Raw genomic sequence first — 26736 nt, 5'->3', positions numbered from 1 at the left:
TCGGCGGAAGGAGGATCAATATGCATATCGACGGCGCGTGTCAGTGTGGGCAAGTCACCTACAAGGCGGAGATCGATCCCGGCGACGTTACCATCTGTCACTGCTCGGACTGTCAAAGGCTGACGGGAACCGCGTATCGTGTGTCGGTCAGCGCAGTCCGCAAAAACTTCCACATCACCACCGGCGATCCGAAGGAGTACGTCAAGATCGCCCAAAATGGTCGTCGGCGGATGCAGTACTTCTGCCCTAACTGCGGATCGCCCATATACACGACCGGCGAACTGCAAGACGCCGAGCAAGTCGGCATCCGGCTCGGAACCGTAAACCAACGGCAGGATCTCAAGCCACGGGCGCAGTTCTGGTGTTCCTCGGAACTCTCTTGGGCTCAAGACCTTCGCACGTTGCCGCGACAGGACGACTGAGGATCTCGACAGAAGATTACGGCAGCCGCTCATCACCCCGCCGGCGTCGAAGGTTCTTAGCGAAACTTCGGTTGCTTCGAAGTGTGGTTCGCGTGGATCTCATGAAGGGGCGCGTGGCTACCGAGCAGTTTCCGTAGCTTCCGCTCCTCGTCGGGTGAGATGCCATACTTCCGGCAGTGGTCTGATACGCTATGGTCTTTCGGACTGGGTGCGTGGACGTGGCGGTTGTCTTTCGAATGTGACATGACTTCATCCTCCTGCCGATCAAACTCCGCGGGGGAATGGTTGTTTCAGTATTAACTAAAATTGAAGATCGTTTGAGCACTGCGAGCGCCGCTCGTTGATGCCCGCTGCTGCGAGCGATACACGGAATACCCTCTGCTGGGCGTCGAAGGGCAGGGGAATTTCATCGTCGCCGTGAAGTTCGAGTTCGGCCTCTCGCCGAGCCGGGCTTGAGCTGAAACTGCGTGGTAGAAATTGAAGAACGAAGGGATCGAAATGAGTCCTTACATGGTGTTCGTCCCTGACCAACATCATTGCAAAGCTATTCGAAACGTCGTCCGCAGATCGCTTGTCGGTTCGTCCGCTCGGCCCTTCGATAGTCTGCTTTATAGGCCATGAACCCCTAGTGGCGGAACCGAATCGATTTCTGCGCTTTAGACTGTCATTGAGGTGATCAGGCCGCCGACAGATAGCCGGCATGTGAATTGAAAACGGTACGGTCTGCCAAGCTGGCGACCTCTCGGCAACGAGAATGTCATGACGTGGACGCCATGGAAAATTGCTCTCGTGACCATTCTCTGTGCGGGGGCCTCCGCAACTGCCGGTCGGTTTATATCTGCCGCCCGTCCGCCGTTTTCAGAGGGTGATCGGCAGTTCGATGGCGTGGGTGACGTCGTGCATGGTCAGCTGATTTTCGCGGCCGGCGACTGCGCATCCTGCCATGCGACACCCGGCCAATCAGATCGCCGGAGGCTAGGCGGAGGCATGGCGCTCGCCTCACCATTCGGAACCTTTCGTCCGCCCAACATTTCCCCAGATCCGCTGGATGGCATCGGGAGATGGACTGTCGTCGATCTGGCGAACGCGCTCGTCAGCGGTGTGTCGCCGCAGCATGAGCATTATTATCCCGCTTTCCCTTATACGAGCTTCACAGGCTTGGCGGTCCCCGATATCCGGGATCTCTATGCGTATCTTATGACGCTGCCTAAAGTTTCAGGTCGAGCGCCGCCGCATGACCCTTCAATCCTTTTTCGTATCCGCGGGTTCGTGGGGTTTTGGAAGCTGTTGTTTTTTCGTGAGGGCCAGTCGGCTGCACAGCTGAGTGGCGAGCCGGTCCATGATCGCGGCGCGTATCTCGTTGAGAGCGTTTCCCACTGCGCCGAATGCCACTCCAGTCGGAACGTCTTCGGCGCCATCAAATCCGACACCCGGTTTGCGGGTGGAGTGGATCCTCAAGGCACAGGGTTCGTGCCGAACATCACGCAGCAGGACCTGGGCAAGTGGACCGAACACGACATTGCAACGATGCTAAAAACTGGCGATACGCCTGATCATGGCCGTGTCGGATCGTCGATGGCCGATGTCGTGACCAACACCGCCATGCTGCCCGAGAGCGACCGCGAGGCGATCGCTCGCTATATCAAGGCGCTTGCGCCGATTCCAACGCCCCGTCCCTAACCTCAGTGTGCGTAAAAATAGGCGGCGAGGTCCTTGGCGTCCTTCTCCGATATGCCAGTATTCGGCATTGCCGTCTGCGGTGAAAAGGTCTGGGGTGAAACGATCCATGCCACAAGATTGTCGGAACGGTTTTGGAGAACGCCGGCGATATAGATTCGTTTGGAAAACCCTGTAAGCGGCGGGCCGGTCTGGCCGTCGGCCCCGGGTATGCTCGGGATCGTGTGGCAACCCGAACAGCCATAGCGACGAAAGAGTGCGGGAGCGCGCGCTGGATCGCCACCCGTCAGCGCCACGGCTGCGGCTGTCTTTGTCTCGCTGTCACGCACCGTATTCGTTATGATCAGAGCGCCCAACCCGGCGGTAACAGCCGCAGCAACCCTGACTACGCGGCGAGGGGCCAAGACAGCGACATCAGGCATTATGCGCTCCCGGTTCGCTAGAGCCGCGAATCCACAGCGCCAGCATCGCCATTGCCGCGGCTGCGTAGATAGTGCCGGCCGGTATCCACATGATCATGCCGGCCAATTGCTGATCCTCCAGAGGAGTCAGCCCCCAAGCAGTCGCCGTTTGCGTCTGAGCGATGTAGAGAACCCGCAGCGAGAGCGCCATGAGTGCGCCGAGGATGCTGGTGTGCACCATCGTCACAAACAGGTGCCAGGCGGGGGCGCCATGGTCGTTTTTCCACACGACCGCCCACCAGAATAGGACCGCCGTTGCGAAAAAGCAGAGGTGCTGAAGGCGATGCATAGCGGTGTTGGTCACGGCCGCATCGAACAGATAGGGCAGGTGCCAGCCCCAGATGGCGACGCCATGGATGACGGTGGCGATGGTCGATTCCGTGCACCAGGCCCATGACCGCCGAATGAGGGGAGCTTGCAGGACAGCGCCAGCGACGCGACGCGCTCGTTTCGGCAAGGCCCAAAGAAGGAGAGCGATCGGGCGCGCAAGCACGATCAACGGCGCCGAGACGGCCATGACGATTTCATGCTCGATCATATGAAATGTAAAAAGGCGCTCCCCGAGCCAGTGGAGCGGAGAGATGATAGCACCCGCCAATGTCAGCATCCCGCCCCAGAAAAACAGGTCATGCCAGTGCATCCGGTCGGAGCGCTGTACTCGGCGCGAAAGCCTGATGCGTCCAGCGACATACAGAAAGCTGATCACGACGATTGGCAATACGATCCACGGATCGAACGTCCAGCTCATGGTGGTCGCATGCGCATCGTCACCATGCGCCATTGTCGGCACAGCTGTCGTTAGAACGATCAAGGCGCAGATCAGCGCTGACATGGATCCAGCAGCATCGACGCCGCCCCCTGCAGTATCAGCGCGAAGACAAAGGCGCTTGCGATTAGAAATCCGGCATCGACGACAAATCGCTCCGTCCGGCCGACAGGTCTTTGCGATAGGCGAGAGGCAGTAGCTCCCGCAGCTGAAACCAACAACAGGGCGGAGCAAAACGCCGCCGTCCAGGGCACGTGCTGGCGGCAGTCGATATAAGGGGTGATTTGCCCGACTTGCGTTGTGGCCGCCCAGGCCAGCGGCGGCACGACAAGTCCGCAATATCGCATCCAGGTTCTGGTCATAGGCGCGGTACCCAGTAGAGACAGACATACATTGGCAACCAGGTTGCCACCACGAAGTTCCAGTACATGGCGTTGTCGCTGACATCGCCGTAGCGCCGCGGATTGTCGCCATGCCTGGAAAACATCAGGCACAGCAGCACCAGCGTGTCGATCAGGTCGGTCATGATATGGGTCGTGTGCAGGCCAAGCATCACCCAGACGATCGATCCGTAGGCATTCTGGTCCCACGAGACGTGCATCGCCGGAAATTCGAAGATACGAACGATGAGCGGCGCCACCCCGAGCAGCGACATGATGATCAGGCCGACACGGACCTTCGCCAAATTCTGCTGCCGTGCCCAGCGGGCAATCAGGACGTTGGGAAGCAGGCTGGCAATCAGCAATGCCGTCAAGGCCGTTCCGGGCAGCAGATCGGGGGGCGGTGCATTCAACGGCCAGTGCGGTGCCAGGCTCATGAGGTAGAGGTAGACAACGATCGAAAGCGCAAAGCCTGTTCCCTCGATCAGCATGAAGGCAAGCGTTCCCCACCAGGTCAGGCTTGCGGTGCCAAGCCCATGCGGGGGCAGTTTCGTGAGATCGAGTACGACGGATTGTTTCATGCGTCGTCCTCCAGAGTGCCTTTCGGCCAGAACCATCCGATCAGGGCAATCGACACAGGGATCGATCCCCAGACAACTGCCCAGGGCGTGAAGATCGACCAGATCAACAGTACCGTGGTTGCGAGTGCCGACCAGAGCGGCCAGATCGAATTGTCAGGTGACGACTCGCGCGCCTCTGGAAGCGCTTCGACGACGCTGCTGACGATCAATTCGCGGCGGTCGACCGACAGGCCGGAGGCAACGGGAAGCGCTTCTGATTTCTCTGACAAGGGCGCGAGACTACTGACCACCGGCAAGCGCGAGAAATTATAGGGCGGCGGTGGTGACGATGTCGCCCATTCAAGCGTCGACGCCCCCCACGGATTGTCCGGCGCGGCAGAGCCCGAAGCCGCGCTGCGAACAGCATCGATAAAGAACAGCAGAAAACCGGCCGCAAGAATGACGGCACTCAAGCTGACGAACATGTTCAAGCCGCACCACGGCATTTCCGGCTGGTAGGTATAGATGCGGCGCGGCATGCCCTGCAGCCCGAGGATATGCATGGGAAAGAAGGTCAGGTTGAAGCCAGCAAAGATCAGCCCGAATACCCAGCGGCCGAGCGTCTCGCTCATCATTCGCCCGGTGATCTTCGGGAACCAGTAATAGATGGCGCCTAACAGCGGAAAGACCGCGCCGCCCACAAGAACGTAGTGGAAATGCGCAACCACGAAATAGGTGTCGTGAACCTGCGTGTCGAAGGGAACGGAGGCCACCATGACCCCGGTCATCCCGCCGATGACGAATATCACCATGAAGCCGATGACGAACAGGAACGGGGTCTTAAACACCGGTCTGCCGGCCCAGATCGTCGCCAGCCAGCAGAAGATCTGCAGACCAGCAGGGATGGCGATCGCCATGCTCGACGCCGTAAAGAAGCTTTCGCCCAGACGCGGCAGCCCGGCGACGAACATGTGATGGACCCACAGCCCGAAAGCCAGAATCCCTGTCGCTACCAGGGCCATCACCATGGCGAGGTAGCCGAAGACGGGGCGTCGCGTGAAGGTCGCAACGATCGTCGAGACCATGCCGACCGCTGGCAGGAAGATGATGTAGACCTCCGGGTGGCCGAAGAACCAGAACAGATGCTGCCACAGCAATACGTCGCCGCCTTCCGCAGGATTGAAGAAGTGCGTGCCGACAAGCCGGTCGAGGATCAGCGCCGTGCTGGCGATCATGATTGCCGGCATCGCCATGATGATCAGAAACGATGTGACCAGCATGGACCAGACGAACAATGGGATGCGGTCGAGCGACATGCCCGGCGCGCGTTGCTTGAACACCGTGACGACAATCTCAACGGCGACGGCGAGCGCCGAGACTTCGGTAAACGTGATCATCTGCGCCCAAATGTCGGCGCGTTTTCCAGCAGCATATTGCGGTCCAGATAGCGGCACGTAGGCAAACCAGCCGACGTCAGGGCCGGTATCGACCGCAAAAGCGATCCACAGCAGCAGCCCGCCGGCCAGATACATCCAGTAAGAGAACGCGTTGAGGCGCGGGAAGGCGATATTGCGGGTCCCAACCATCAACGGCACCAGATAGACGGCCATCGCCTCCATCACGGGCACGGCAAACAAAAACATCATGTTGGTGCCGTGCATGGTGAATATTTGGTTGTAACGGTCCGGACCAACAAACCGCGCCTCGGGCCTGGATAGCTGTAGCCGCATTGCCATCGCCAGGAGCCCGCCGAGCGCCAGGAACACGAAGGCCGTCACGATGTATCGGCGGCCGATGATCTTATGGTCGACGGTCGAAAGCGCGCCCCACAGTCCCGCTGGTGTCGACCAGGTCGCTGCAAGACGACGGTCGAGCTCGATCTCGTCCAGTGCTGTATCGCGCAGATCCTCGACTTCAACGCTGATGGTCATTTGAGGCTCTCCATATAGGCGGAGATATCCCGCAGTTCCACGCTGGTAAGGGGAACCATCGGCATGTTGTTACCGGGCTTGAGGGTCTGCGGATCGGCAATCCAAGCCGCAAGCGACCCGCGTGTGGTTTCGAGAAGCCCGGCCGCAATCGTCTGACGGCCGCCGATATGGGTCAGGTCGGGGCCGGTGGTGCCGATGGCCGGAGTACCGCGAACCGTGTGGCATGCAGCACAAGGTTTTGACAGAAAAGCCAGCTTTCCGGCGGCAGCGTCGGGGTCGGTCGGCATCACGCCGTTCTCACGTTGGACCGCAATCCAGCGCTGATAATCCGCCGGCTCATCGGCAATGACCATCATCGCCATGTGAGTGTGCTGGAGCCCGCAAAATTCGGCGCACTGACCGCGATAGATGCCGGGCCGTTCCGCCCGCAGGAGAAGACTGTTGCTGCGGCCCGGCACAAGATCCTGTTTGCCGGCAAGGCTCGGCACCCAGAACGAGTGTACGACATCGGCACTTTCGAGCTGGATCCGAACATCCTGACCGAGGGGGATATGGATTTCGTTGGCAGTCTGGAAGCTGAGCGCCGGATCGGCGTCGGCATAGATGACCTGCCACCACCATTGCTGTGCCCTGACGGTGATCGTCAGCGCTGCGTTTTCGGGCAAACCGATGCCCCATGTGGTGTAAAAGCTCGCGATCGTCAGACCTGCGATAATGATAACCGTCGCGGCAACGGCACTGCCAACGATCATCGTCAAGGGCCGTTCACGGGGCTCGCCGCCGTCGCCGGACCGTTTCCGCAGCAGTGCCCAGCCGAGCACGATCATGACCAGAAGCCAGACGACTGCGCAGACGAAGGTGATACCGATGATGAGATGCTCGATATGGACCGCGGGTGCGCCTTGGGGATCCAATGCTGACTGGTTGCCGCTGCAGCCAGTAACAGCGGCAATGATCGGCAGCAGAAGGATGCGGGCGGTTTTCAAGGGGAGGGTCCCTGGTCTGGATGGACGCCTGCCGGTCCTTCGTTGAACAGGATCTTCGCGGGCGCCCGATTTTCGGCCGGCCGCGTCTGGAGGTCGTCTTTGCGCCCCGTCGCCGCTACCTTTGCCGAATAGGCGCCGATTGTCTGGACATAACCGACCAGTTGCCAGATTTGTTCGATCGTCATCCGGTCTCCAAAGGCAGGCATGCCGTGCGGGCGACCGTCGCGGATCGAGGCGACAATGGACACCATCTCGGGACCGTACAGCCACCAACCGTCGAGGAATGAAGGACCTATGTTCCCGCGCCCATCGCCGTGGCACGACGGGCAGCCGAACCAGGTATAGAGGCGCTGGCCCTGGCTGAGATTATAAGCATCGCTTTCGTAGATTTTCCCCTCAGCAAAATAACTCTCGGGCGGCGCACCGCTGATCGCGTTCGGCATCAGCCGGAAGCGATCGAGATCGGCAACGACGGGTGGATCGGTCCGGAGTTCCCGCGGCTGCCGAGCCCAGCCGAGAAACCCGCCCCCGGCAACCAGCAAAAAGGTTGCCAGAATCGGCCACCTTGCGTCGTTGTTGCCCCCGAACATCATGTGCTCACCCGGCGGCCCCCTCAATCATGGGGTTCTTCCGAGGATCGGCTGAGACGCACCGGAAGGAGCTTATAGGAAGGCGTTTTTGATTTTGGATCATGGTGAGCCAGCGGAAAGAGCGGGTTCGTCTCTGGATAATACGCCCCGCAACAGCCCCTGGGAATATCGTAGGCAACGATCCGCAACGCTGTCACTGTCCGAACATTGTTCGCATCGATCGCGGTGGTCAGATCGACGCTGTCGCCATCCTTGAAACCCAACCGGAGGATGTCCTCCGGATTCATAAAGATCACCTTGCGAGTGCCTTCCACTCCCCGGAAGCGATCGCTATAGCCGTAAATCGTCGTGTTGAACTGGTCGTTGGATCGTAGGGTCGCAAGGTGAAGAACGTCGGTGCTCCGCGCCGTCGAAAATTCCGGAAAGAGTTTCTCTGGCGTCAGGAAGTTCGCCTTGCCGCTCTTCGTCACCCATTTGCGTTCACGCGCCGGCAGCGGTCTCACGAATCCACCTGGCGTAAACAGACGTTTGTTGAAATCCTTGAACGTCTCCGGGTAGGTTTGCTCGATCGCATCACGGATCTCCGCATAGTTTCCGACCCAGCTATCCCAGGGGACATTGGTATTGCCGAGTGTCGCCTTGGCAATGCCGGCGACGATTGCTGGCTCCGAAAGGAGCTCCGAGCTTGCTGGTTTCGTCTTGCCGCGCGAGCCATGGAAATGGGCGATGGAACTCTCCATCGACACGGCCTGCGGACCGGTCGCCTGCTCATCCAGTTCGATACGGCCGAGACATGGCAGCAGAATGGCAATTTCGCCATGGACGACATGGCTGCGATTGAGTTTGGTAGCGATTTGCACGCTCAGCCGCAGCTTGCGCCACCCTTCTTCGATGGCATTCGTGTCGGGCACGGCCCTCAGAAAGTTGCCGCCAAGACTGATGAAGGCTCGCGATTGGCCGCTCATGATCGCCTCACAGGTCTCGACGGTGGAGCGGCCGGTCCAACGGGGTGGTTCGAAACCGTAGAGCTCGGAGAGCTTATCGAGCGGCGCCAGGCCCGGTTTCTCGGTAATGCCGACGGTCCGCTGTCCCTGGACGTTCGAGTGACCGCGAACGGCGCAGATGTTGGCCCCCGGTTTGCCGATATTGCCGCGCAGCAGCGCAAGATTGCAAACCATATGGACATTCTGGACGCCCATCAGCTGTTGCGTGAGACCCATGCCGTAAACCATCATCACCGCATCGGACTTCGCGTAGGTTGCCGCGGCCTGCGTCATCTGATCCCTGCTGAGGCCTGATACCTGTTCCAGTTCCTCCCATTGGTGGCCGCGTGCGGCGTCAGCAAATTCCTCGAAGCCTGTGGTATGCTCCTTGATGAAGTCGTGATCGAGAACATGCTTTTGGTCGGCGGCCGCAATCGATGCAGCAAAGGCAAACATTGCCGCATTCTCCGGATCTTGTGGTTTCCCGTCCTCGCCTGCAACCCGGCTTTGATAGGACGCTTTCAGGGCATCGTCGGCTTCGATCAGCGCCTTGCAGACGCCAAATAGCGCGGCGATATCGCCGCCGTTGTTCACCTGATAATATTCGGAGGAAATCTTCGTTTCCTTGCCGGTGAGCATCTGCGCCGGCGACTGCGGATTGACGAACCGTTCGAGTCCCCGTTCCCGCAGCAGATTGACGGTGACGATCTTGACGCCGCGATCGACAGCGTCCTGGAGATCATGGAGAAGGCGAGGCGACGAGGTTCCGACATTCTGGGCGATGTAGAAGATACAATCGGTGTTTTGAAAGTCCGACAGAACGGCGGTGCCGACCGACGCGCCAATGCTTTCGGGCAGCGCCACCGAAGAGCTCTCGTGACACATGTTCGAACTGTCCGGCATGTTGTTGCTGCCGTACATGCGGGCGAACAGTTGATACATGTAACTCGTTTCGAGCGACGCCCGGCCCGACGTGTAGAAATCGACATGATGTGGATCGAGGGCGCGCAGTTCCCGACCGATCTCTTCAAACGCATCGGCCCAGGGCACCGGAACATATCGATCGGTGGCTGCGTCCCACCGCATCGGATGCGTCAAGCGACCTTGTTCTTCAAGATCATGATCGTCCCAGCGCTCCAGTTCGTGGAGAGGGTGTTCATTGAAGAACGCCCGGTCAGCACGTCGTGACGTCACCTCCCACGCCGTAGCCTTTGCGCCATTCTCGCAGAATTCAAGAGGATGGGGCTTGGCTGGTTTTGCCCAGGCGCAACTGACACACATATAGCCTTCCGGCTTGTTTTGTGCCGGCAACAGATTGGGCGTCCTTGAGGCGACGTGCTCCCTGACAATGATCTCTGCCACGGATTTGGCCGAGCCCCATCCGCCCGCAGGCCCCGAGTAAGGTTTGATTTTGGGAGAGTGCGTTTTTGATGTCATGGATGCCTCACACAAGCGACGAATGAACCGTCCCCGCTGTCGGCTCCTCGGCAGACGATAACCTCCGATGTCGCACCAAGTTCCCGCCCGGCGCCCGAATGACCCGACCGGGGCGCCAATTTATCCGCGAAACTTGCCTTCGCTCATATCGCGCTCGTCGTAATTGACATCCCAGTCTTTGGTCTCCTCATCTTTGCCGGGCGGTTTTTTATTGACGGTCGCGTCCTCGGAATGGGTGATGACACGCGGCTTAGCACTGCTGACACCATTGTTGGATCCACCAGCATGATTGCTTTCGGACTGTCCTTTGGCATCCTGCTCGATCCGCCTCTTGGACGATCCTTCATTTTCTTTCATGTTGATGCTCCTGAACACTCGGGACGGTCTCTGTCGTTTCATCGGTCCGGGTCTGCCACAGCCCGGCCCGGTCCCTTCTTGGCCTCCCGAGCAAGAGTGCGACGGCCGCGAGCGACTGCCGGGTCATCCTGGGAGTGACTGTCATCGGTCTCACCCGTGTCCGTTGCAACGTGATCGCTTCTCAATTCGCCCCATGTCGGGTCCCATTGGACATCTTCGACGAGTTCGATAAATATTGGCGTGTGGGCATCCCCATTGTGCGAGTTGGCCAGTTTGAAAGCCGCGTCAGGCTCCATTTCCTCACCAGGAAATATCGTATCGTCTTCATCTGGTTCAGCGATCTTGCGCACGTAGCCGCGGATCTGATCGCCGGAATGATAGAATTTGATGACCAGCGATCCGGGTGGCGCGGCGCCGGGCGAATATTGGATGAAATGGGGTCGGTCACGCGAGGCATCGAAGTCAGCCTCGCCCGCCTTGTACCAATGCGCGAGATCCCGGCCTTCGGGGCGTCCCTCGCTTTCCCAGATCTGATAGGCCCGCAGCCTTCTTGTCTCTTCATCGATCATGGCTTGCCTCCCGACATTCTTTTGGCCTTATTTATTGAGCTCTTTCGCCATCATCAGATGGTGCTCCAGCGCGGGGCGGGTACTTGCGGCCCACGCCTTCAGGTCGGCGTTGTCGCCTTCATCGCCGTAGCGTTTGAAGAGGTCGACCGCGTCTTCGTGCGCGGATTCCTGATCAGAATGGTACTGCTTGTTGAAGTCCGCCCCCTGGAGGCCGTTCAGCTTGTCGAGCATGCTCTGCTGGCTGGACGTCATGGCAGTAGGCAGCGGCGCTGTGACCTTTCCGCTTGTCACCAACCCTTTGAGTTCATCGGTGGTCTTTTGATGATCGGTCACCATCTGCTGCGCGAAGGCTTTCGTCGCATCGTCTCCGCGTTCAAGGGCAAGTTTGCTCGAGGCGATCTCGAAAATATCGCTGGTGGCGGCTTCCGTGACGAAGTCTTCGGTCTTCGGCGCAACGCCCATCAGCGAATTGACGCCCGTTTTTTCGGCTGCAGACTGCGCGAAGGCCGGGCCAGCAAGTAGGAGGGCAAGCGAAGCGATAGCAAGGTGTTTCATGGGGACCTCCTGGATGATCTCCGCCTAAAAACGGTTCTGCCAGCCCGAGTGTTCCGCGGAAAATTGACCGAGCGGAGCGCGGTGGCTACTGCCAAGAAATAGAGGAGGGAGACACGCCCACTGAAAGATCTTCCAGGTGTGCTTCCAGATCGTGGAATCAGTCGGCGACTTTCCGAACGACCTTGTCGCGGATATGGTTTTCTTTGAGAGCTGCCTGCACTTCTGCGGCCGCATGAAGCTCAAGAGTGCCGGCGACCACGACCTTGACCCTGCCTCGATCGATCAATTCCGCGATTTCCTGTAACTGGCTGCCGTTTGGCTGCGCCGTGTATCTGCCCACGCGAATGCTCAGTTCCGCAGCGCGCGCCTGTCCGGCTCCTTCAGTGTCGAAGTAAGCGCGCCTCCCGGCTTGACCACATCGAAGCTGCGATCCTGTGTTTCTCCAGCAATCAGATCGAACACCAGGTCCGCCGGCTCGATCACGTCCTCGATCTTTTCGGACTTGTAGTCGATCACCAGATCGGCCCCGAGGTCGCTTACGAACTGCCTGTCGGCAGTAGATACGGTGGTTGCGACCCAGGCGCCCTTGGCCTTCGCGAACTGGATGGCGAAATGACCGACACCGCCAGCACCGCCATGGATGAGAACACGTTTGCCCGAGCGAAGACCGCCGTGATCGAAGAGACCCTGCCACGCGGTGATTCCGGCAAGCGGCACGGCAGCCGCGCCAACCGCATCCAGGGATTTTGGCATGGTGGCCACCTCGTCTGCTCTGGCCAGTACAAATTCCTCATAACCCCCATGATCCGGGGAGAGAAATGCAAAGACGTCATCGCCGATGAGGAAGCTTGATACGTTGTCGCCAGCGGCCGCGATTTGTCCGCTGACGTCGCGGCCGAGCACATAGGGCAAGTCCTTTTCAGTGACGACCGGATACTTGCCCTCACGCATCTTCGCATCGACGGGATTGACGCTTGCTGCAAGGACTTTGATGAGAACTTCGTTCGCGGACGGAATAGGACGATCGATCTCCTCGATCGTCATGACTGACACTCCTGTGATGTCCGGGATTCTTCATTTTTCAAACGGAAACCGCACCTCAAAGCGATTGCTCCTCGCCAACCGGTACGCAGGGAACAACTCGTCTGATGATCGGTTTCGCTTTGCAAACCGGAGGCACCAACGCCCCCCGAACTTTAGGTCGTTGGAATGGCCAGCCCTTTTTTCACAACAGGAGTAAGCATGTCTTTGAAAGCACTCGCCTTGAACGGCACCCTGAAGTCCTCGGACTCTTCCGAGCCATCCTCCACCGGCAAATTGCTCGAACTCATTGCTGAAGAGTTCAAGAAGCACGGCGTCGAAACCGAGAGCATTCGACTTGCCGATCATAACATCAAGCCGGGCGTGACGTCGGACGAAGGCGAAGGCGACGCCTGGCCCGATATCCGCAGACAAGTCCTGGAAGCCGACATTGTGCTGGTCGGCACGCCGATCTGGCTCGGGCAGCCGGGAAGCGTTTGCAAGCGCGCGCTGGAGCGGATGGACGCATTTCTCGAAGAGACAGACGATCAGGGCCGCATGGTGTCCTACGGCAAGGTCGCAGCAGTTGCGGTGGTCGGCAACGAGGATGGCGCCCACCACGTTTCCGCGGAAGTGTTTCAGGGCCTCAACGATGTCGGCTTCACGATTCCGGCCAATGCGGTTGCCTACTGGGTCGGCGAGGCCATGGGATCGACGAACTTCGTCGATCTGAAAAAGACCCCGGAGGCGGTTCAGACGATGATATCGATGCTGGCGCGAAACACAGCTCATCTCGCCAAGCTTCTGAAGAAATCCCAATATCCGGGCGAGGAGGGGTAGCAGGCAATGCCGACGACCACCCACAAGGCGCAGGTCCCGCCTGCTTTTGCAGAACCCCATCCACAGGTAACAAGTTTGAGCGCGTTGCGGCACCAAGCTGAGGCCTGTGAACGCTGTGATCTCTACCGGGATGCCACCCAAACCGTGTTCGGCGAAGGCCCGTCCGAGGCAAGGGTTGTGCTGATTGGCGAGCAACCGGGAGATCAGGAGGACATCGCCGGCAAGCCTTTCGTCGGCCCCGCGGGCAGGCTGCTCGACGAATGTCTGCAGGAAGCCGGCGTTGATCGATCACTCTGCTACGTGACCAATGCGGTCAAGCACTTCAAGTTCGAACGACGCGGCAAACGGCGCCTTCATGCCAAGCCGAACGCCGGTGAGATACAACGTTGCGCCTGGTGGCTGGGCGGCGAACTTGAGCTCCTCCGGCCTGACCTAATCGTGGCGCTCGGGGCGACAGCCCTCTACGCTCTGATGGGTCGATCGGTCGGACTAACCAAGGAACGGGGCCACATTCTGCCAGCAGCAAGCGGCACACCTATCCTGGTCACGATCCATCCGTCCTATCTGCTTCGCATCCGCGATCACGATGATCGTGAGAGCGAGCGGCGGCGCTTTATCAGCGACCTCAAGAGCATTGGCGACCATCTGAATGCCTCACTGATGACGGCAAGGCAAAACGCCTAAGGATCGAAACTGCCGACGGCCGGGAGTTCCGGCCGCGGTCCGAGTTGCTCCTCATCGGTCCAAAGGTTATCGGCGAGATCGCCGAGCGATTGCAGCACGAGGCGACGGGGCCAGCCGGCAGCAACGGCTTCTTCGACGATCGACAGAAACGACGGTTCCAAAGCCTGCTGGCATTCGAGATCGTCGTCGCGCGGATTGTCATTTGGCGCGTTTATCACCGGCATGGCCACTCTCCTTGCAGCATCAAACAAGAGGCTCTTTAGCGCTTCGGCTGCTTGCCAAAGTCCTTGCGCAACTCGTCCTTGGCGCGATTTAGGGTCGCTAGACGCGATCGTGACAGCTGCTTGCCGGCACGATTGATATAGAAGGTGAGCATCGACATCGCAGACTGGAAAGGGCTGGCTTTTCGCCGCGGGCTTTCCTCCGCGGAATGCTTGAGCGAATCCGCGATCTTCTTGGCGCTGCGCTGCTTGAAGACCCCGCCTTCGAGGTCCATCGCATCGCTGTTGTCGGTCACGTCCTGCGACCATTTCTGCTTGGGTTTCTTTTTCGGCATCGGATCCTCCGCGCGGGAAGCGGCGCCCTGGGTCGGGCGCCGTATCAGGGGTCAATGATGGGCGTGGTACTCATTGCGTTTGCGAGTGGCAGCGGCCTTTTTAGCCGAAGCGGAACGCTCTTCCTTGGTCCGCGATGCAGCAGCGGCACCACCCTTGCGCCCGCCCTTTTCGGAGGAGGCATGGTTTTCGGCATGGCCACGGCCGGATCCGGACTTCTTGCCACCGCCGCTCTCCTTGTTGACGGTGGCCCAGGCGCGGCGCTCGGCTTCCTTTTCAGAAACGCCACGATCTTCGTAGCCTTCCTCAATGTGCTCGGCCTTGCGTTTCTGCTTGTCGGTACAGGCGGACTTGTCACCTTGGGGCATGGAACATCTCCTTCTCATACGTGACATGAAGCATGAAAAACTGCGATTTCCGACCAAAGTTCCGCCGAGCGGCAATCGTGATTACGGGTCAGCAAACGACGCTCAGGACGGTGCGTATTGAACCGCTCCAGATCAGTTCCTCGCAGCAGAAGAGATCTACCGCGATTGCGGAACCAACACCCGGAAGCGGGGGTTTGTTGCAGACCATTTTTGATGTGACCCAAGAGGCATCGACATGACACAGACCGTCGGCGATTTCGTCGTTTCCCGTCTTAACGTCTGGGGCGTCCGCCGCATGTTCGGCTATCCCGGCGACGGCATCAACGGCGTGTTCGGCGCGCTCAACCGTGCTGGCGACAAGATCGAGTTCATCCAAGCGCGGCACGAGGAAATGGCAGCGTTTATGGCGTCTGCCTATGCGAAATTTTCCGGCGAGCTCGGCGTCTGCATCGCGACCTCTGGCCCAGGCGCGGCACATCTTGTGACCGGCATGTATGATGCCCGCGCCGACCATCAGCCGCTTCTGGCAATCGTCGGGCAACAGGCGCGCGGCGCGCTTGGCGGGCATTACCAGCAGGAGGTCGATCTCGCCGCCCTGTTCAAGGATGTCGCCAGAGATTTCGTCCATCAGGCCTCCACGCCCGCGCAAGTCCGACATCTTGTCGATCGTGCGGTACGTATCGCCTTGGCAAATAGGACGGTGACGGCACTGATCCTGCCCAACGACTTGCAGGAAATGGCCTATGAGGAACCGGCGCGGGCGCACGGAACCCTCCATTCCGGCTTCGGCTATCGGGCACCCAAAATCGTGCCGTATCATGAGGACCTTCAGGCCGCGGCCGACATCCTCAACGCCGGTGAAAAAGTGGCCATTCTCGTTGGAGCTGGCGCGCTTGGCGCGACCGACGAGGTGATCGCCATCGCCGATCGGCTTGGCGCCGGGGCTGCGAAAGCGTTACTCGGGAAAGCCGTTCTTCCCGATGCTCTACCTTGGGTTACCGGGTCGATCGGGCTTCTTGGAACCGAGCCTTCCTCGGACCTGATGGGCGACTGCGACACGTTGTTGATGATCGGTTCCGGCTTTCCCTATGCGGAGTTTCTGCCCGAGGAAGGACAGGCGAAGGCGGTCCAGATCGATATCCAGCCGGGCATGCTGTCGCTCCGCTACCCAATGGACGTCAATCTCGTTGGCGACGCGAAGGAAACGTTGAACGCATTGCTGCCCTTGCTTGAGCAGAAAGATGGCAAATGGCGCAACCGCATAGAAAAGAACGTTGCCGCCTGGTGGAAGCTCCTTGAGGAACGGGCCCACGCCGAAGCCAATCCCGTCAATCCGCAACTGGTCACGTGGGAGCTGTCTTCACGCCTGCCTGACAATGTCATATTGACCAGTGATTCCGGCTCCTGTGCAAACTGGTATGCGCGCGATATCAAGATCAGGCCCGGAATGATGGCGTCGCTTTCGGGCGGACTGGCATCGATGGGTGCTGCGGTTCCCTATGCTATTGCTGCCAAATACGCCCACCCGGACCGGCCGGTGATCGGTCTCGTCGGCGACGGCGCCATGCAGATGAACAACATGGCCGAGCTGATCACCGTTGCCAAATACTGGCGAGACTGGACCGACCACCGCTTCATCATCTGCGTCTTCAATAACGAGGATCTCAATCAGGTGACATGGGAGCAGCGGGTGATGGAAGGCGATCCGAAGTTCGAGGCCTCGCAGCGCATTCCCAACGTTCCTTATCATCGGTTTGCAGAGCTCATCGGCCTCAAAGGTCTGTTTGTCGATCGTCCGGAAAACCTGGGGCCGGCCTGGGAGGAGGCTCTTGCCTCCGATCGTCCCGTTCTGCTCGAGGTCAAGACCGACCCTGAAGTCCCGCCCATGCCGCCGCACCTGACGTTCGAGCAGGTCAAGAACCTCACGTCGGCGCTGGTAAAAGGTGATCCCAATGAGGGAGGCATTATCCGCGGCACGGTGCGGCAGGTATTGAGCTCAGTGCTTCCCGGAAAGAGCGACGGGTAGTGTCTGTTGACCTATTAAATCGACCCTTCAGAACAAGGTCGCAAGCAAATCGGTCAGACAAGAGGAAGACGTCCTGGCACGGCCATTAGACGCCTCGGTCGATGGATCTGTGCAGAGGCTATTCCGTTTGTAGCGCTCGGCTAACGGCCGCAATGACCTGGTCGGGCGACGCCGGTTTTCCGAGCATTTCGCCCTTGCCGAAGACCGGCTCGTTTTCGATCAGCGAATCCGGTTCTCTGGAGTAGACGACAAAGGGAAGGCCAAGATCTGAAAGGCGTCGAACGACGGTGGTGCAGATCCCGTCCGACAGTCGCGGGTCGATGATCGCGGCGACTGGTGTGTGGGCGTCCAACCAGGCCGAGGCGTCCTTGCACGTCGAAAGTGTCACATGGTCCTGATGGCTGCTTTCAACCAGCGTCTCCTCAAGGTCCAGCGCGATAAACGGTTCGTCTTCGAGGATGAGGATCGTGGACATATGAATCTCCTGACACCGCCGTACGTACATATGAGGCCGGGGCTGTAAAAAGTGGGCTCCGGAACTTGTGCCGCCGACGGGAATTTTGCCGTAGAACTATAAAATTAGGAAGTAGCATGACGCCGAAAGTCCTGGTCGTCGAAGACGAACCCCTCTTGCTCCTGGCCGCCGTGGATCTGGTCGAAGAAGCCGGGTTCGAGGCGCTTGAGGCATTGAACGCCGCGGATGCCGTGCCGATCCTGGAGACTGTCCCAGAAGTCTGTATACTCTTCACCGATATCGACATGCCGGGCGGGATGGAGGGCCTGAACCTCGCCGTATCCGTCCGCGACTGCTGGCCGCCGATGGAGATCATCGTGGTCTCCGGCATGAAAATGCCGCGCACAGACGAACTGCCGTCGCGAGGCGTATTTTTCGCCAAACCCTGTGACTCCATTGCTGTCACAAAAACGCTTGTGGCGATGGGTGCGTAGGGAGATCAGAATGAGAGGGTCCTGGATCCATCTCTGCATCGACATGCAACGGATCTTTGGAGAGGAAACGCCTTGGCACGTGCCGTGGATGAAGGAAGTTTGTCCGCAAATTGAGGAACTTGCAGGGCGCTTCCCGGAGCGCACCATCTTCACCCGGTTCATTACCCCCTCGCACTCCGGTGACATGCCCGGCATGTGGCGGGTCTATTATGAAAAGTGGTCGCAAATGACGCGCGAGCGTCTAGACTCCCAGATGCTCGATCTTCTGCCCATCCTGCAACGACTGGTCCCTCCCGCGCGCGTTTTTGACAAGATGACCTATTCGCCGTGGATGGGCGGCACGCTTCATGGGATACTTTCGGCCGAGGGCGTCGGCACCGTGGTTTTGACCGGCGGCGAGACTGACGTCTGCGTTCTATCGGCGGCACTAGGAGCAATTGACCTCGGTTACCGCGTTATTGTTCTTCGTGACGCCGTCTGTTCCGGCGCCGACGAGACCCATGATGCGTCGCTCGAACTGCTGGGCGACCGTTTTTCGGTGCAGCTTGAACTCCTCATGACAGAGGAATTTTTGCAATCTATCTAACCCGAATTCGCGTCGAGTTCATGTGGTTCACGCTGCTCGGCGCCGATCATCGGTTATGTTGGCTATCGTTGACCGGATTAATTCGTCAGCCTTGGCCTGGAGCGCTCGCATGTCGCGGTTTTGGGAATGCTGCATCAGAAGCAGGAGGAGCAAAACGACAAGCGTGCAGAGCATGTTCGTGAGAAGAAACCATTCCTGCGGAAAATCAAGGCCGACACCGACCGCGCACCAGCACGCTGCCAACAGGACCGCTGCCGCGACACCATGAGGATGTCCCGCGAATGCAACGGCTCGAAGAAATCGTGATCGTCCGGCCATGGGCGGAGAATGCGCAGGCTGGCTCCAGGTTCCGCGCACTTACACCCATGCAAAAGGGAACAACTTCTTGAAGTCGTGGTTTCCGTCGCAGCACCGCATGATCGCCGCGGGAGGAAGATATGAAAGCATTAACCTGGCACGGCAAGCACGACATTCGATGCGAAAGCGTCCCTGACCCGCAGATTGAAGAAGGCCGCGACGCGATCATCAAGGTCACCGCCTGTGCAATCTGTGGCTCCGACCTCCATCTGTATAATGGGATCATGCCCGATATGCATAGTGGCGACATCATGGGACACGAAACCATGGGCGAGGTTGTCGAGGTCGGCAAGGACAACAAGAAGCTCAAGGTCGGCGACCGCGTCGTCGTTCCCTTCACCATCTCCTGCGGCGAATGCTTCTTCTGCAAACGCGGATTTTTTTCTGGCTGCGAACGAAGCAATCCCGATCCATCGAAAGCGAAGAAGCTTTGGGGAAGCTCACCTGCGGGGCTATTCGGCTACACGCATCTGCTCGGCGGCTATAGCGGGAGGCAGGCAGAATATCTGCGCGTGCCCTATGCCGATGTCGGTCCGATCAAAGTGCCCGAGGGACTGACAGATGAGCAGGTCCTTTTCCTGTCCGACATCTTCCCGACCGGCTACATGGCGGCCGATTTCTGCAACATCCAGCCGGGTGATACGATCGCCATCTGGGGCTGCGGTCCCGTCGGTCAGATGGCGATCAAGTCCGCGTTCATTCTCGGCGCCGAGCGGGTCATCGCCATCGATACAGTGCCGGAAAGGTTGGCGCTTGCCGAAAGGTCCGGAGCCATCACCCTCGACTACATGGACAAGGATATTTATGACCGGATCATGGAGCTGACCAACGGCCGCGGCGCGGATGCCTGCATCGACGCCGTCGGAACGGAGTCAGACCCATCCGCCAGTTGGGACGCGCGTCTCGATCGCATCAAGGTCGCGACCTTTATGGGCACCGATCGTCCGCATGTGCTGCGTCAGGCGATCCATTGCTGCCGCAACTTCGGGACTGTCTCGATCGTCGGCGTTTACGGCGGCTTCCTCGACAAGATTCCCATGGGTTCGGCGATCAACCGCGGCCTTACCTTCAAGATGGCCCAGACGCCGGTGCAGCACTACCTGCCGATCCTGATGGACCGCATCCAGAATGGCGAGATCGATCCATCGTTCATCATCACCCACACGGGAAGCCTGGAAGATGGACCGGATCTTTACAAGACGTTTCTTGAGAAAAAGGACGGCTGCATCAAGGTCGTTCTAAAACCCTGAGGAAGAGGAGCACGATCATGGGAAGCGCACAACAGAAAACCGGCCTCGCCGTCGTCACCGGCGCCTCGAGCGGTATTGGATTTGAACTCGCAAAGATCGCTGCGTCGAAGGGCTACGACCTGATCATCGCTGCCGACGAGGAGGAGATCAAGGACGCGGCGGCGGAACTCCGCCGAATGGGAGCAAACGTCGATGCTGTCCTCACGGACCTCTCGACTGTCGAGGGCGTCGATCGGCTTGCTGAGAGCATCGAGGCCGACGGCCGTTCCGTCGATCTGCTGTTCGCAAATGCCGGGCGCGGGCTGGGCAAGGGCTTCCTCGACCAGGACTTCGCAGAGGCTCGCAGGGTCATCGATACGAACGTCGTCGGTACGATCTACCTGATCCAGCAGATCGGCAACCAGATGCGGGCAAGGGGCGCTGGCAAAATCCTCGTCACCGGATCGATCGCCGGGTTCATTCCGGGCAGTTATCAAGCCGTCTATAACGGCAGCAAGGCTTTCCTCAACAGCTTCTCGTTTGCCCTTCGCAATGAGCTCCAGGATACCGGCGTGACCGTCTCTTGCCTGATGCCGGGCCCGACGGACACGCGCTTCTTCGAGCGCGCCGATATGCTGGATACGGACGTCGGCCAGGCCGAGAAGGACGATCCGGCCGACGTTGCCAAGGTCGGATTCGATGCCATGATGGATGGGGAGGGCGATGTGGTCGCCGGTTGGAAGAACAAATTCCAGGCAGCGATGGCCAACGTCACGCCGGCGTCAGTTCTGGCGACTCAGCATGCGAAGATGGCGGCGCCTGGAACGGCAAAGAACTGAGCAGACGCCAGCTGCTCGGTTTCGGGAGGTCTGGTGCAATTGAGGGCTCACCTGATTGAGGCTCTCTTCCGCTTTCGCTAGTGCTACATCCCTCGGAAGATTGTAATCGCAATTGCGAATCCCCATGTGCGGGACTTGCTGAGCAAGCTCTAGGGTTTGTCTGCAGGGTTTGCCCGCAGCAGCAAACGCTTGCCCTCCATGTTTTGTGACGGGCGAATCCCAATCAAATTGATGATGCCAGCCGGGTGGCCGGTAAAGGAAACCCATTGAACAAAATAAACATCGCTTCCGCGCCCGCGGCGGCGAAGCCGCGCGAGCGCGATGAGGCCGTCACTCGGCCGACTGAGAATAGGAAAATCTCTCCCTGTCTCCTCACCCGTCGTGAACTGCAGGAGCTGATCGCTGAGCAACTCGGCTGACGGGAGAAGGCTGGATCAAAAAAGGAGAATTCGATGCAAGTGCTCGTCAGAGACAACAATGTCGACCAGGCCCTCAGGGTGCTGAAAAAGAAAATGCAGCGCGAAGGGCTGTTTCGAGAAATGAAGGAACGGCGCGCTTACGAAAAGGCGTCTGAACGGCGCGTGCGGGAAAAGGCGCAGGCAATCAGCCGCCACCGAAAGGCCGCACGTAAGAAGATGCAGCGCGAAGGCCTGATCGCCGCGCCAAAGCGGAAAGCCTCCGTGCGTTAGTACATTCGAAATCGCTCTGCCATGGGCGGAGCGGGATTCCGTGAAGGGTAAAAGATGGAAGAGCTTACCAGCATAACAATTTCCGAAGAGCGTCTGGAGGATTGTCGTGACGTCATCGAACCCGAATTGCAGGATTTGATTCGGGATGCGCTGCGGGCGGGTTTCTCGCGCGAAGAAATCCTGATTGCCGTCAGCGAACTGATCGCCGAGGACTTTGCGGCCGTGATGAAAACGCCGCGCGTGCATTGAGACGACAGGTAGCTTGAGAACCGGATATGAGCTAGATGGAACAGCATGACCTCTTCGGCGCGATCGAGTCGGCACTTCCCGACGGTTTTCGCTATGCACCCGATGTCGTCCCCGACGATCTGCAGCAGGCGCTTCTCGAAAAGATGCCTGGGCTGCCGTTTAAAGCTTTCGACTTCCACGGTTTCGAGGGCAAACGCAGGACAGTTTCGTATGGCTGGAAATACGACTTCGATACGGAGCGTGTCCGAAAAGGCGAAGACATTCCGCCGTTTCTTTTTCCCGTCCGCGAGATGGCAGGCAGTTTCGCTGGCATCGACCCCGACCGGTTGGAACAGGCCTTGGTGACCGAATATGGTCCCGGCGCTCCGATCGGTTGGCACAAAGACAAATTCGTCTTCGGTCGCGTGGTCGGTATTTCGCTTCTCTCACCCTGCACGTTCAGACTAAGGCGGCGCCAGGGCGGCAAGTGGCAGCGCAGCTCGGTCATAGTCAAACCAGGATCGGCCTATGTGATGGCCGGCGAGGCCAGGACCCTTTGGGAGCATTCTATCCCGCCGGTCGACCAGCTTCGTTATTCGATCACCTTCCGCGAACTAAACAGCGCAGCATGAGGTCGGCTTACAACCGGCATATTGGGGCGTCAGCTATTCCCAAGCCGGATCGCCATTCATCTGCACAGTGAAACCTTTACCCGACAAAGATGTTACCTGCTCACCGAGACAATGAGGTAAGCAGTTGGCAGTATCAGAGACCCCGGTCCACGGTGATCACCCGACCGTCGCATCCCCTACGGGCCAGCGGGATCACAAGGAGCTTAGCGCGGCAGCGTTCGAGCGCACCAGGATGCCGATGGTCGTTGCCGACGCAAGACAACGCGAATATCCGATCGTTCTCGCCAACCAGGCATTCCTCGATCTGACAGGTTATGCAGCGGACGAGATCGTCGGTCGAAACTGCAGGTTCCTGCAAGGGACGGGGACCTCGCCTGCTGCAGTGGCCGAAGTCCGTTACGCGTTGACGGCCGGCAAGGGCGTGGATGTAGAGCTTCTGAATTACAAGAAGGACGGGTCTTCGTTTTGGAACCGGCTCCACGTTAGCCCTATCCTCGACGACGACGGAGAAGTCGCTTATTTCTTCGCGTCTCAGATCGACGTGACGAAGTACCGAAAAGTCCAAGCGCTGGAAGCCTCTGAACATCGGCTGCTGATGGAAGTCGACCATCGAGCCAAAAATGTTCTCGCGATCGTCGACAGTATCGTGCGGCTCAGCAACGCTGATAATCCTGCGGCCTACGCCTCCGCCGTACAGGAGCGTGTTCAATCGCTGGCGCGGGCGCACGCGCTGCTGTCCGAGAACTCCTGGAAGGCGATCGACATACGAAATGTCATCGAGGCGCAGATCTCACGCTATCCAGACAGCCACATCACAATGAGTGGACCAGAGTATCTCGTTGTTCCCGAAGCCGTCCAGCCGCTGTCGCTGGTCATCCACGAGCTCGCCGTAAACGCCGTAACCCATGGAGCTCTGTCACGGCACGGTCACGGACGTCTCGCGATAGCGTGGGAGCCAAGTCCGGAGGACGGTCGCCTCATCATGATATGGACCGAAAGTGGGGGTGCTCCCAGGCCGCAGGAGCTAATCAAAGGCTTCGGAACCACTATCGTTGGAGCGCTCATCGAGAAACAACTTCGAGGCTCGATTACCCGCGATTGGCGAGACGACAGCCTGGCGGTCACGCTCGAAATACGGCCCGGCTAGGTGTCAACCATGGGTACCGGCTCCAAGCGTGCGTGCTGCCGAGGCGTTTTGTAGCACTGAAAGATGATCGGAGAGGTGAAAGCGCGTGGAATTGCTCCCACGCACTGTTTCAATGTTATTTGATCGGGGGCGATGCCTTGCCGAGCTTGACCGACGGCTCCCTGCCCCAGACACGCAATTTGCCAAGTTCGGCAACGAAGGCGGAAAGTCCTTCTTCCCCCGGCAGGGAAAGAACGCCCTCATCAAGTGAATCGGCAATCCCGGCCTTCTTCAACAGCGGGACTGCTGAGTGATCGTAGCCGATGAACTTGCAGTGCTGGAAGGCGTCCGCCACGAAGTCGCGCGCCGCCGCCTCGTTGACGAGATCCTCTATGGCAGAGGCCGAAGTCAGAATGGCAACAGCATCGAACAAAACCGAGGGACCGCCATCGATCATATGATGTGCCGCGATCAATGTACCGTCAGACGCCGTCACGCCGCCGACCTTCGGCGCGATCAGTTCGAAGACTGCTTTCTCCTTGGTGATGGCATCGGTCAACCCCTTCAACAGCTTGGCATCCACACCATCGGTGATCAGAATGCCGAGCTTGCGCCCTTCGAAGCGTTTGGGACCGCGTTCGACGATGCTGAGCGCCGGCGACGGTTCCAGGTCCTGGCGGGTCGGCATCGCCGCATCGGCCGCCTTGGGCATGGACTTGAAGCCGAGCTTCTGCGCAACCGTGGTTGCCAGCGTCTCATCGATGTTCATCAGATGTGAGACCATCCGTTCGCGAATGACCAGCGTCTCGACCTTGCTCAGTTCGAACGTCAGCGCGGATGCGATGTGGCGCTGCTCGGCGCCGGTCTGGCTGATGTAGAATTGCCGGGCCTGGCTGTAATGGTCGGCAAAGCTCTCCGGACGCAGCCGCGCCTTGGTGCCCTGCTCCTCAGACGCAAAGTGGCGATAGCCATGCATCGGCGACTCGCGCGGTCCCTCGTTGTGCGAATTCGGTTGATAATTGGTCCGCCCGACGGGATTGCGCATCGCCATGTGCCCATCCTGCTGGAAGTTGTGCATGGGACACTTCGGCGCATTGATCGGCAGATGCGTGAAGTTCGGGCCGCCAAGTCGCTTCAGCTGCGTATCGAGATAGGAGAAGTTGCGGCCCTGTAGCAGCGGATCGTTCGAAAAGTCGATGCCCGGCGGGACGTTCTGAGTCATGAACGCGACCTGCTCGGTCTCGGCAAAGAAGTTGTCGGGCATGCGATCGAGAACGAGCCGGCCGATCGGCTGGGGCTTGAGGAGCTCTTCTGGAATGATCTTGGTCGGATCGAGCACGTCGAAATCGAAACTGTCGGCGAAAGCCTGGTCGAAGAGCTGGACCTGCAGCTCCCATTCAGGGAAATTGCCGGACTGGATTGCGTTCCACAGGTCACGGCGATGGAAATCCGGATCGGCGCCGTTGATCTTGACCGCCTCGTTCCAGGCAACCGACTGAAGACCGAGCTTTGGTTTCCAATGGAACTTGACGAAGGTGGATTCGTCCCTGGCGTTGACGAATCGGAAGGTGTGGACGCCGAAACCTTCCATGAAGCGAAGCGAGCGCGGGATGGTGCGGTCCGACATGATCCACATGACCATGTTCATGCTTTCTGGAGTCAGGCTGATGAAATCCCAGAAATTGTCGTGCGCTGTCTGCGCCTGCGGGAAAGCACGATCCGGTTCCTGCTTGGCGGCATGGATCAGGTCGGGGAACTTGATGGCGTCCTGAATGAAGAAGACCGGGATGTTGTTACCGACGAGATCCCAGTTGCCCTCCTGCGTATAAATTTTGACGGCGAAGCCTCGGACGTCGCGGGCGAGATCGGCCGAGCCCTTGTTGCCGGCGACCGTGGAAAAGCGCACGAAGGCGGGCGTCTTCTCGCCCGGACGCTGGAAAAGGTCGGCCCTGGTGTATTTCGCCAGCGATTCATAGGTCTCGAAATACCCATGGGCGCCGTAGCCGCGCGCATGCACGACGCGTTCTGGAATGCGCTCGTGGTCGAAGTGAAAGATCTTCTCGCGGAAATGAAAATCGTCGACGACAAGCGGACCACGCGCGCCGACGCGCAACGAATTCTGGTCATCGGCCACCGGCCCGCCCTGGGCGGTGGTTAGGACAGGTGTATCGCCCTCGGCGAACTGGTGCAGCTCGCCGGCGCCACGCTGGAGCTTCTGGTCGTGGATGGTCGCAGTTTCAAGTTTCGGGGCGGGTGACGCCGGAGTGATTTTCTTGGCCATGTGTGGCTCCTGGTGAATGGAGAAGGGTCAGCAGACCGAAAAGCAAAAAGGCCGCCTCGAAGGGCGGCCTGATTAGTGACAACGGATGTTTTAGCTGGCTTTCCTCTGCGAACCCTTCGGGTTTGCGGAGGCTTCACCAAGGGCGGTCAGCTTCTGGTCGGTGGCAATCTCTTCTTGGAGCGTAGCATCCAGGAGCGGAATGGCATCCTTGAGGCCGAGCTGCTTGGCCCAGGACTTCAGCGTACCGTAGCGAGCGATCTCATAATGTTCGACCGCCTGCGCAGAGGAGATAAGGCCCGCGTCGAGCGCCGCAGTGCCCTTGTACTCCTCCATGATTTCCTCGCCCTCGGCGAGAATGCCCTGGATCGCTTCGCAGGTCTTGCCGCGCGCCGGCTTGCCGATGAGCTCGAAGATCTGTTCGAGGCGTTCGATCTGGCCCTGGGTCTCGTCGCGATGCTGCAGGAAGCCGGCCTTGCCTTCGTCCGACTGTGCCGCACGCGCCATTTTCGGCAGAGCCTTCAGGATCTGCTTTTCAGCGAAGTAGATGTCTTTCAGAGTGTCGAGGAAGAGGTCATTCAGGGTCTTTTCAGTGGCCATGGTTGGGCTCCGATCACAATTTCGAGAGTGGGACCCGAATAACACCCATGACGCGTCG

Annotated in this window: 31 protein-coding genes and 1 pseudogene; 13 read left to right on the top strand and 19 right to left on the bottom strand. The window is 59.1% G+C overall.

Going from position 1 to position 26736, the window contains the following annotated elements; all coding sequences use genetic code 11:
* The first annotated feature begins 20 nt into the window (after nt 1–20).
* Complete coding sequence (locus DTW90_RS32565) at nt 21–422, top strand: GFA family protein (RefSeq protein ID WP_149343824.1); 402 nt, start codon at nt 21–23, stop codon at nt 420–422.
* A 56-nt stretch (nt 423–478) separates the two neighbouring features.
* On the opposite strand, the gene DTW90_RS37880 is transcribed toward DTW90_RS32565, so the two are convergent.
* A complete protein-coding gene (locus DTW90_RS37880) occupies nt 479–667 on the bottom strand; it encodes a hypothetical protein (RefSeq protein WP_149343822.1) in 189 nt (62 codons plus the stop codon).
* Between the two features lie 514 nt (nt 668–1181).
* Between DTW90_RS37880 and DTW90_RS32555 the strand changes: the two genes are divergently transcribed.
* Nucleotides 1182–2102, top strand: coding sequence for a cytochrome c (locus DTW90_RS32555; RefSeq protein WP_149343821.1), 921 nt, complete (start codon nt 1182–1184; stop codon nt 2100–2102).
* Nucleotides 2103–2104: 2 nt separating this feature from the next.
* Here the strand turns inward: DTW90_RS32555 and DTW90_RS32550 are convergent, their stop codons facing one another.
* The 11 genes and pseudogenes from DTW90_RS32550 to DTW90_RS32500 form a co-directional block, all read right to left on the bottom strand.
* Nucleotides 2105–2521 carry a c-type cytochrome gene (locus DTW90_RS32550; RefSeq protein ID WP_149343820.1) on the bottom strand — a complete coding sequence of 139 codons (417 nt, stop codon included), beginning with the start codon at nt 2519–2521 and terminating at the stop codon, nt 2105–2107.
* Nucleotides 2514–3392: a cytochrome c oxidase assembly protein gene (locus tag DTW90_RS32545; RefSeq protein WP_149343818.1), complete on the bottom strand. Its 879-nt coding sequence runs from the start codon at nt 3390–3392 to the stop codon at nt 2514–2516. Before DTW90_RS32545 ends, DTW90_RS32550 begins: the two co-directional genes overlap by 8 nt.
* 292 nt (nt 3393–3684) lie before the next feature.
* On the bottom strand, nt 3685–4287 hold the full coding sequence (locus DTW90_RS32540) for a cytochrome c oxidase subunit 3 (RefSeq protein WP_149343817.1): 603 nt from the start codon (nt 4285–4287) through the stop codon (nt 3685–3687).
* On the bottom strand, nt 4284–6197 hold the full coding sequence (ctaD, locus tag DTW90_RS32535; RefSeq protein WP_149343816.1) for a cytochrome c oxidase subunit I: 1914 nt from the start codon (nt 6195–6197) through the stop codon (nt 4284–4286). The genes DTW90_RS32540 and ctaD overlap by 4 nt, the downstream gene beginning before the upstream one ends.
* Nucleotides 6194–7183: a cytochrome c oxidase subunit II gene (gene coxB / locus DTW90_RS32530; protein WP_149343814.1), complete on the bottom strand. Its 990-nt coding sequence runs from the start codon at nt 7181–7183 to the stop codon at nt 6194–6196. Before coxB ends, ctaD begins: the two co-directional genes overlap by 4 nt.
* Nucleotides 7180–7776, bottom strand: a complete 597-nt coding sequence (locus DTW90_RS32525) for a cytochrome c (RefSeq protein WP_246665142.1) — start codon at nt 7774–7776, stop codon at nt 7180–7182. Before DTW90_RS32525 ends, coxB begins: the two co-directional genes overlap by 4 nt.
* A 20-nt stretch (nt 7777–7796) precedes the next feature.
* Nucleotides 7797–10193, bottom strand: coding sequence for an FdhF/YdeP family oxidoreductase (locus DTW90_RS32520; protein ID WP_149343813.1), 2397 nt, complete (start codon nt 10191–10193; stop codon nt 7797–7799).
* Nucleotides 10194–10313: 120 nt separating this feature from the next.
* Complete coding sequence (locus DTW90_RS32515) at nt 10314–10550, bottom strand: hypothetical protein (RefSeq protein WP_149343812.1); 237 nt, start codon at nt 10548–10550, stop codon at nt 10314–10316.
* A gap of 38 nt (nt 10551–10588) precedes the next feature.
* Nucleotides 10589–11119, bottom strand: coding sequence for a DUF2934 domain-containing protein (locus DTW90_RS32510; RefSeq protein ID WP_149343810.1), 531 nt, complete (start codon nt 11117–11119; stop codon nt 10589–10591).
* A 27-nt stretch (nt 11120–11146) separates the two neighbouring features.
* Nucleotides 11147–11674: a DUF4142 domain-containing protein gene (locus DTW90_RS32505; protein ID WP_149343809.1), complete on the bottom strand. Its 528-nt coding sequence runs from the start codon at nt 11672–11674 to the stop codon at nt 11147–11149.
* Between the two features lie 157 nt (nt 11675–11831).
* Nucleotides 11832–12625, bottom strand: a pseudogene (locus DTW90_RS32500) (NADP-dependent oxidoreductase).
* A 291-nt stretch (nt 12626–12916) separates the two neighbouring features.
* On the opposite strand from DTW90_RS32500, the gene DTW90_RS32495 reads away from it, so the two are divergent.
* Complete coding sequence (locus DTW90_RS32495) at nt 12917–13534, top strand: flavodoxin family protein (RefSeq protein ID WP_149343808.1); 618 nt, start codon at nt 12917–12919, stop codon at nt 13532–13534.
* A 6-nt stretch (nt 13535–13540) separates the two neighbouring features.
* On the top strand, nt 13541–14218 hold the full coding sequence (locus tag DTW90_RS32490; protein WP_149343806.1) for a UdgX family uracil-DNA binding protein: 678 nt from the start codon (nt 13541–13543) through the stop codon (nt 14216–14218).
* On the opposite strand, the gene DTW90_RS32485 is transcribed toward DTW90_RS32490, so the two are convergent.
* The 3 genes from DTW90_RS32485 to DTW90_RS32475 are packed head-to-tail and all read right to left on the bottom strand — an operon-like array spanning nt 14215 to nt 15140.
* On the bottom strand, nt 14215–14442 hold the full coding sequence (locus DTW90_RS32485) for a hypothetical protein (protein WP_149343805.1): 228 nt from the start codon (nt 14440–14442) through the stop codon (nt 14215–14217). The two genes, DTW90_RS32490 and DTW90_RS32485, sit on opposite strands and share 4 nt — an antisense overlap.
* A 35-nt stretch (nt 14443–14477) precedes the next feature.
* Nucleotides 14478–14774, bottom strand: a complete 297-nt coding sequence (locus tag DTW90_RS32480; protein ID WP_112518394.1) for a DUF3175 domain-containing protein — start codon at nt 14772–14774, stop codon at nt 14478–14480.
* Between the two features lie 51 nt (nt 14775–14825).
* Complete coding sequence (locus tag DTW90_RS32475) at nt 14826–15140, bottom strand: plasmid stabilization protein (RefSeq protein WP_149343803.1); 315 nt, start codon at nt 15138–15140, stop codon at nt 14826–14828.
* A gap of 235 nt (nt 15141–15375) precedes the next feature.
* On the opposite strand from DTW90_RS32475, the gene DTW90_RS32470 reads away from it, so the two are divergent.
* Nucleotides 15376–17166, top strand: a complete 1791-nt coding sequence (locus DTW90_RS32470) for a thiamine pyrophosphate-requiring protein (protein ID WP_149343802.1) — start codon at nt 15376–15378, stop codon at nt 17164–17166.
* Nucleotides 17167–17284: 118 nt separating this feature from the next.
* Here the strand turns inward: DTW90_RS32470 and DTW90_RS32465 are convergent, their stop codons facing one another.
* Nucleotides 17285–17641 (bottom strand): response regulator, encoded by a 357-nt coding sequence (locus tag DTW90_RS32465; RefSeq protein WP_149343801.1) that lies wholly within the window; start codon nt 17639–17641, stop codon nt 17285–17287.
* A 116-nt stretch (nt 17642–17757) separates the two neighbouring features.
* Between DTW90_RS32465 and DTW90_RS32460 the strand changes: the two genes are divergently transcribed.
* Nucleotides 17758–18114, top strand: coding sequence for a response regulator (locus DTW90_RS32460; RefSeq protein ID WP_149343799.1), 357 nt, complete (start codon nt 17758–17760; stop codon nt 18112–18114).
* Between the two features lie 10 nt (nt 18115–18124).
* Nucleotides 18125–18700, top strand: coding sequence for a cysteine hydrolase (locus tag DTW90_RS32455; RefSeq protein ID WP_149343798.1), 576 nt, complete (start codon nt 18125–18127; stop codon nt 18698–18700).
* A 27-nt stretch (nt 18701–18727) separates the two neighbouring features.
* On the opposite strand, the gene DTW90_RS32450 is transcribed toward DTW90_RS32455, so the two are convergent.
* Nucleotides 18728–19018 carry a low affinity iron permease family protein gene (locus DTW90_RS32450; RefSeq protein ID WP_149343797.1) on the bottom strand — a complete coding sequence of 97 codons (291 nt, stop codon included), beginning with the start codon at nt 19016–19018 and terminating at the stop codon, nt 18728–18730.
* A gap of 119 nt (nt 19019–19137) precedes the next feature.
* Between DTW90_RS32450 and DTW90_RS32445 the strand changes: the two genes are divergently transcribed.
* The 6 genes from DTW90_RS32445 (at nt 19138) to DTW90_RS32420 (ending at nt 23821) form a co-directional block, all read left to right on the top strand.
* Nucleotides 19138–20307: a zinc-dependent alcohol dehydrogenase gene (locus DTW90_RS32445; protein WP_149343795.1), complete on the top strand. Its 1170-nt coding sequence runs from the start codon at nt 19138–19140 to the stop codon at nt 20305–20307.
* A gap of 17 nt (nt 20308–20324) precedes the next feature.
* Complete coding sequence (locus tag DTW90_RS32440; RefSeq protein ID WP_149343794.1) at nt 20325–21125, top strand: SDR family NAD(P)-dependent oxidoreductase; 801 nt, start codon at nt 20325–20327, stop codon at nt 21123–21125.
* 452 nt (nt 21126–21577) lie between these two features.
* The gene (gene rpsU / locus DTW90_RS32435) at nt 21578–21814 is read left to right on the top strand and encodes a 30S ribosomal protein S21 (RefSeq protein WP_149343793.1); all 237 of its coding nucleotides are present in this window, start codon (nt 21578–21580) and stop codon (nt 21812–21814) included.
* A gap of 54 nt (nt 21815–21868) precedes the next feature.
* On the top strand, nt 21869–22063 hold the full coding sequence (locus tag DTW90_RS32430; RefSeq protein WP_149343792.1) for a hypothetical protein: 195 nt from the start codon (nt 21869–21871) through the stop codon (nt 22061–22063).
* A gap of 35 nt (nt 22064–22098) precedes the next feature.
* Nucleotides 22099–22674 carry an alpha-ketoglutarate-dependent dioxygenase AlkB gene (locus tag DTW90_RS32425; RefSeq protein WP_149343790.1) on the top strand — a complete coding sequence of 192 codons (576 nt, stop codon included), beginning with the start codon at nt 22099–22101 and terminating at the stop codon, nt 22672–22674.
* 124 nt (nt 22675–22798) lie between these two features.
* Nucleotides 22799–23821 (top strand): PAS domain-containing protein, encoded by a 1023-nt coding sequence (locus DTW90_RS32420; RefSeq protein WP_149343789.1) that lies wholly within the window; start codon nt 22799–22801, stop codon nt 23819–23821.
* A 115-nt stretch (nt 23822–23936) separates the two neighbouring features.
* On the opposite strand, the gene catE is transcribed toward DTW90_RS32420, so the two are convergent.
* Nucleotides 23937–26081 carry a catalase C gene (gene catE, locus DTW90_RS32415; RefSeq protein WP_149343787.1) on the bottom strand — a complete coding sequence of 715 codons (2145 nt, stop codon included), beginning with the start codon at nt 26079–26081 and terminating at the stop codon, nt 23937–23939.
* Nucleotides 26082–26171: 90 nt separating this feature from the next.
* Nucleotides 26172–26678, bottom strand: coding sequence for a ferritin-like domain-containing protein (locus DTW90_RS32410; protein WP_149343785.1), 507 nt, complete (start codon nt 26676–26678; stop codon nt 26172–26174).
* Nucleotides 26679–26736: the final 58 nt, after the last annotated feature.

The sequence above is a fragment of the Neorhizobium sp. P12A genome, assembly GCF_008365395.1.
Lineage (GTDB): Bacteria > Pseudomonadota > Alphaproteobacteria > Rhizobiales > Rhizobiaceae > Rhizobium.
Note: the sequence above shows the minus strand (reverse complement) of the source record. Positions and strands in the feature narration are given on the sequence as shown.

Coding starts and splice junctions, on each gene's coding strand:
- DTW90_RS32565 (WP_149343824.1), top strand. CDS start 21: ATGCATATCGACGGCGCGTGTCAGTGTGGGCAAGTCACCTACAAGGCG.
- DTW90_RS37880 (WP_149343822.1), bottom strand. CDS start 667: ATGTCACATTCGAAAGACAACCGCCACGTCCACGCACCCAGTCCGAAA.
- DTW90_RS32555 (WP_149343821.1), top strand. CDS start 1,182: ATGACGTGGACGCCATGGAAAATTGCTCTCGTGACCATTCTCTGTGCG.
- DTW90_RS32550 (WP_149343820.1), bottom strand. CDS start 2,521: ATGCCTGATGTCGCTGTCTTGGCCCCTCGCCGCGTAGTCAGGGTTGCT.
- DTW90_RS32545 (WP_149343818.1), bottom strand. CDS start 3,392: ATGTCAGCGCTGATCTGCGCCTTGATCGTTCTAACGACAGCTGTGCCG.
- DTW90_RS32540 (WP_149343817.1), bottom strand. CDS start 4,287: ATGAAACAATCCGTCGTACTCGATCTCACGAAACTGCCCCCGCATGGG.
- ctaD (WP_149343816.1), bottom strand. CDS start 6,197: ATGACCATCAGCGTTGAAGTCGAGGATCTGCGCGATACAGCACTGGAC.
- DTW90_RS32525 (WP_246665142.1), bottom strand. CDS start 7,776: ATGATGTTCGGGGGCAACAACGACGCAAGGTGGCCGATTCTGGCAACC.
- DTW90_RS32520 (WP_149343813.1), bottom strand. CDS start 10,193: ATGACATCAAAAACGCACTCTCCCAAAATCAAACCTTACTCGGGGCCT.
- DTW90_RS32515 (WP_149343812.1), bottom strand. CDS start 10,550: ATGAAAGAAAATGAAGGATCGTCCAAGAGGCGGATCGAGCAGGATGCC.
- DTW90_RS32510 (WP_149343810.1), bottom strand. CDS start 11,119: ATGATCGATGAAGAGACAAGAAGGCTGCGGGCCTATCAGATCTGGGAA.
- DTW90_RS32505 (WP_149343809.1), bottom strand. CDS start 11,674: ATGAAACACCTTGCTATCGCTTCGCTTGCCCTCCTACTTGCTGGCCCG.
- DTW90_RS32495 (WP_149343808.1), top strand. CDS start 12,917: ATGTCTTTGAAAGCACTCGCCTTGAACGGCACCCTGAAGTCCTCGGAC.
- DTW90_RS32490 (WP_149343806.1), top strand. CDS start 13,541: ATGCCGACGACCACCCACAAGGCGCAGGTCCCGCCTGCTTTTGCAGAA.
- DTW90_RS32485 (WP_149343805.1), bottom strand. CDS start 14,442: ATGCCGGTGATAAACGCGCCAAATGACAATCCGCGCGACGACGATCTC.
- DTW90_RS32480 (WP_112518394.1), bottom strand. CDS start 14,774: ATGCCGAAAAAGAAACCCAAGCAGAAATGGTCGCAGGACGTGACCGAC.
- DTW90_RS32475 (WP_149343803.1), bottom strand. CDS start 15,140: ATGCCCCAAGGTGACAAGTCCGCCTGTACCGACAAGCAGAAACGCAAG.
- DTW90_RS32470 (WP_149343802.1), top strand. CDS start 15,376: ATGACACAGACCGTCGGCGATTTCGTCGTTTCCCGTCTTAACGTCTGG.
- DTW90_RS32465 (WP_149343801.1), bottom strand. CDS start 17,641: ATGTCCACGATCCTCATCCTCGAAGACGAACCGTTTATCGCGCTGGAC.
- DTW90_RS32460 (WP_149343799.1), top strand. CDS start 17,758: ATGACGCCGAAAGTCCTGGTCGTCGAAGACGAACCCCTCTTGCTCCTG.
- DTW90_RS32455 (WP_149343798.1), top strand. CDS start 18,125: ATGAGAGGGTCCTGGATCCATCTCTGCATCGACATGCAACGGATCTTT.
- DTW90_RS32450 (WP_149343797.1), bottom strand. CDS start 19,018: ATGGCCGGACGATCACGATTTCTTCGAGCCGTTGCATTCGCGGGACAT.
- DTW90_RS32445 (WP_149343795.1), top strand. CDS start 19,138: ATGAAAGCATTAACCTGGCACGGCAAGCACGACATTCGATGCGAAAGC.
- DTW90_RS32440 (WP_149343794.1), top strand. CDS start 20,325: ATGGGAAGCGCACAACAGAAAACCGGCCTCGCCGTCGTCACCGGCGCC.
- rpsU (WP_149343793.1), top strand. CDS start 21,578: ATGCAAGTGCTCGTCAGAGACAACAATGTCGACCAGGCCCTCAGGGTG.
- DTW90_RS32430 (WP_149343792.1), top strand. CDS start 21,869: ATGGAAGAGCTTACCAGCATAACAATTTCCGAAGAGCGTCTGGAGGAT.
- DTW90_RS32425 (WP_149343790.1), top strand. CDS start 22,099: ATGGAACAGCATGACCTCTTCGGCGCGATCGAGTCGGCACTTCCCGAC.
- catE (WP_149343787.1), bottom strand. CDS start 26,081: ATGGCCAAGAAAATCACTCCGGCGTCACCCGCCCCGAAACTTGAAACT.
- DTW90_RS32410 (WP_149343785.1), bottom strand. CDS start 26,678: ATGGCCACTGAAAAGACCCTGAATGACCTCTTCCTCGACACTCTGAAA.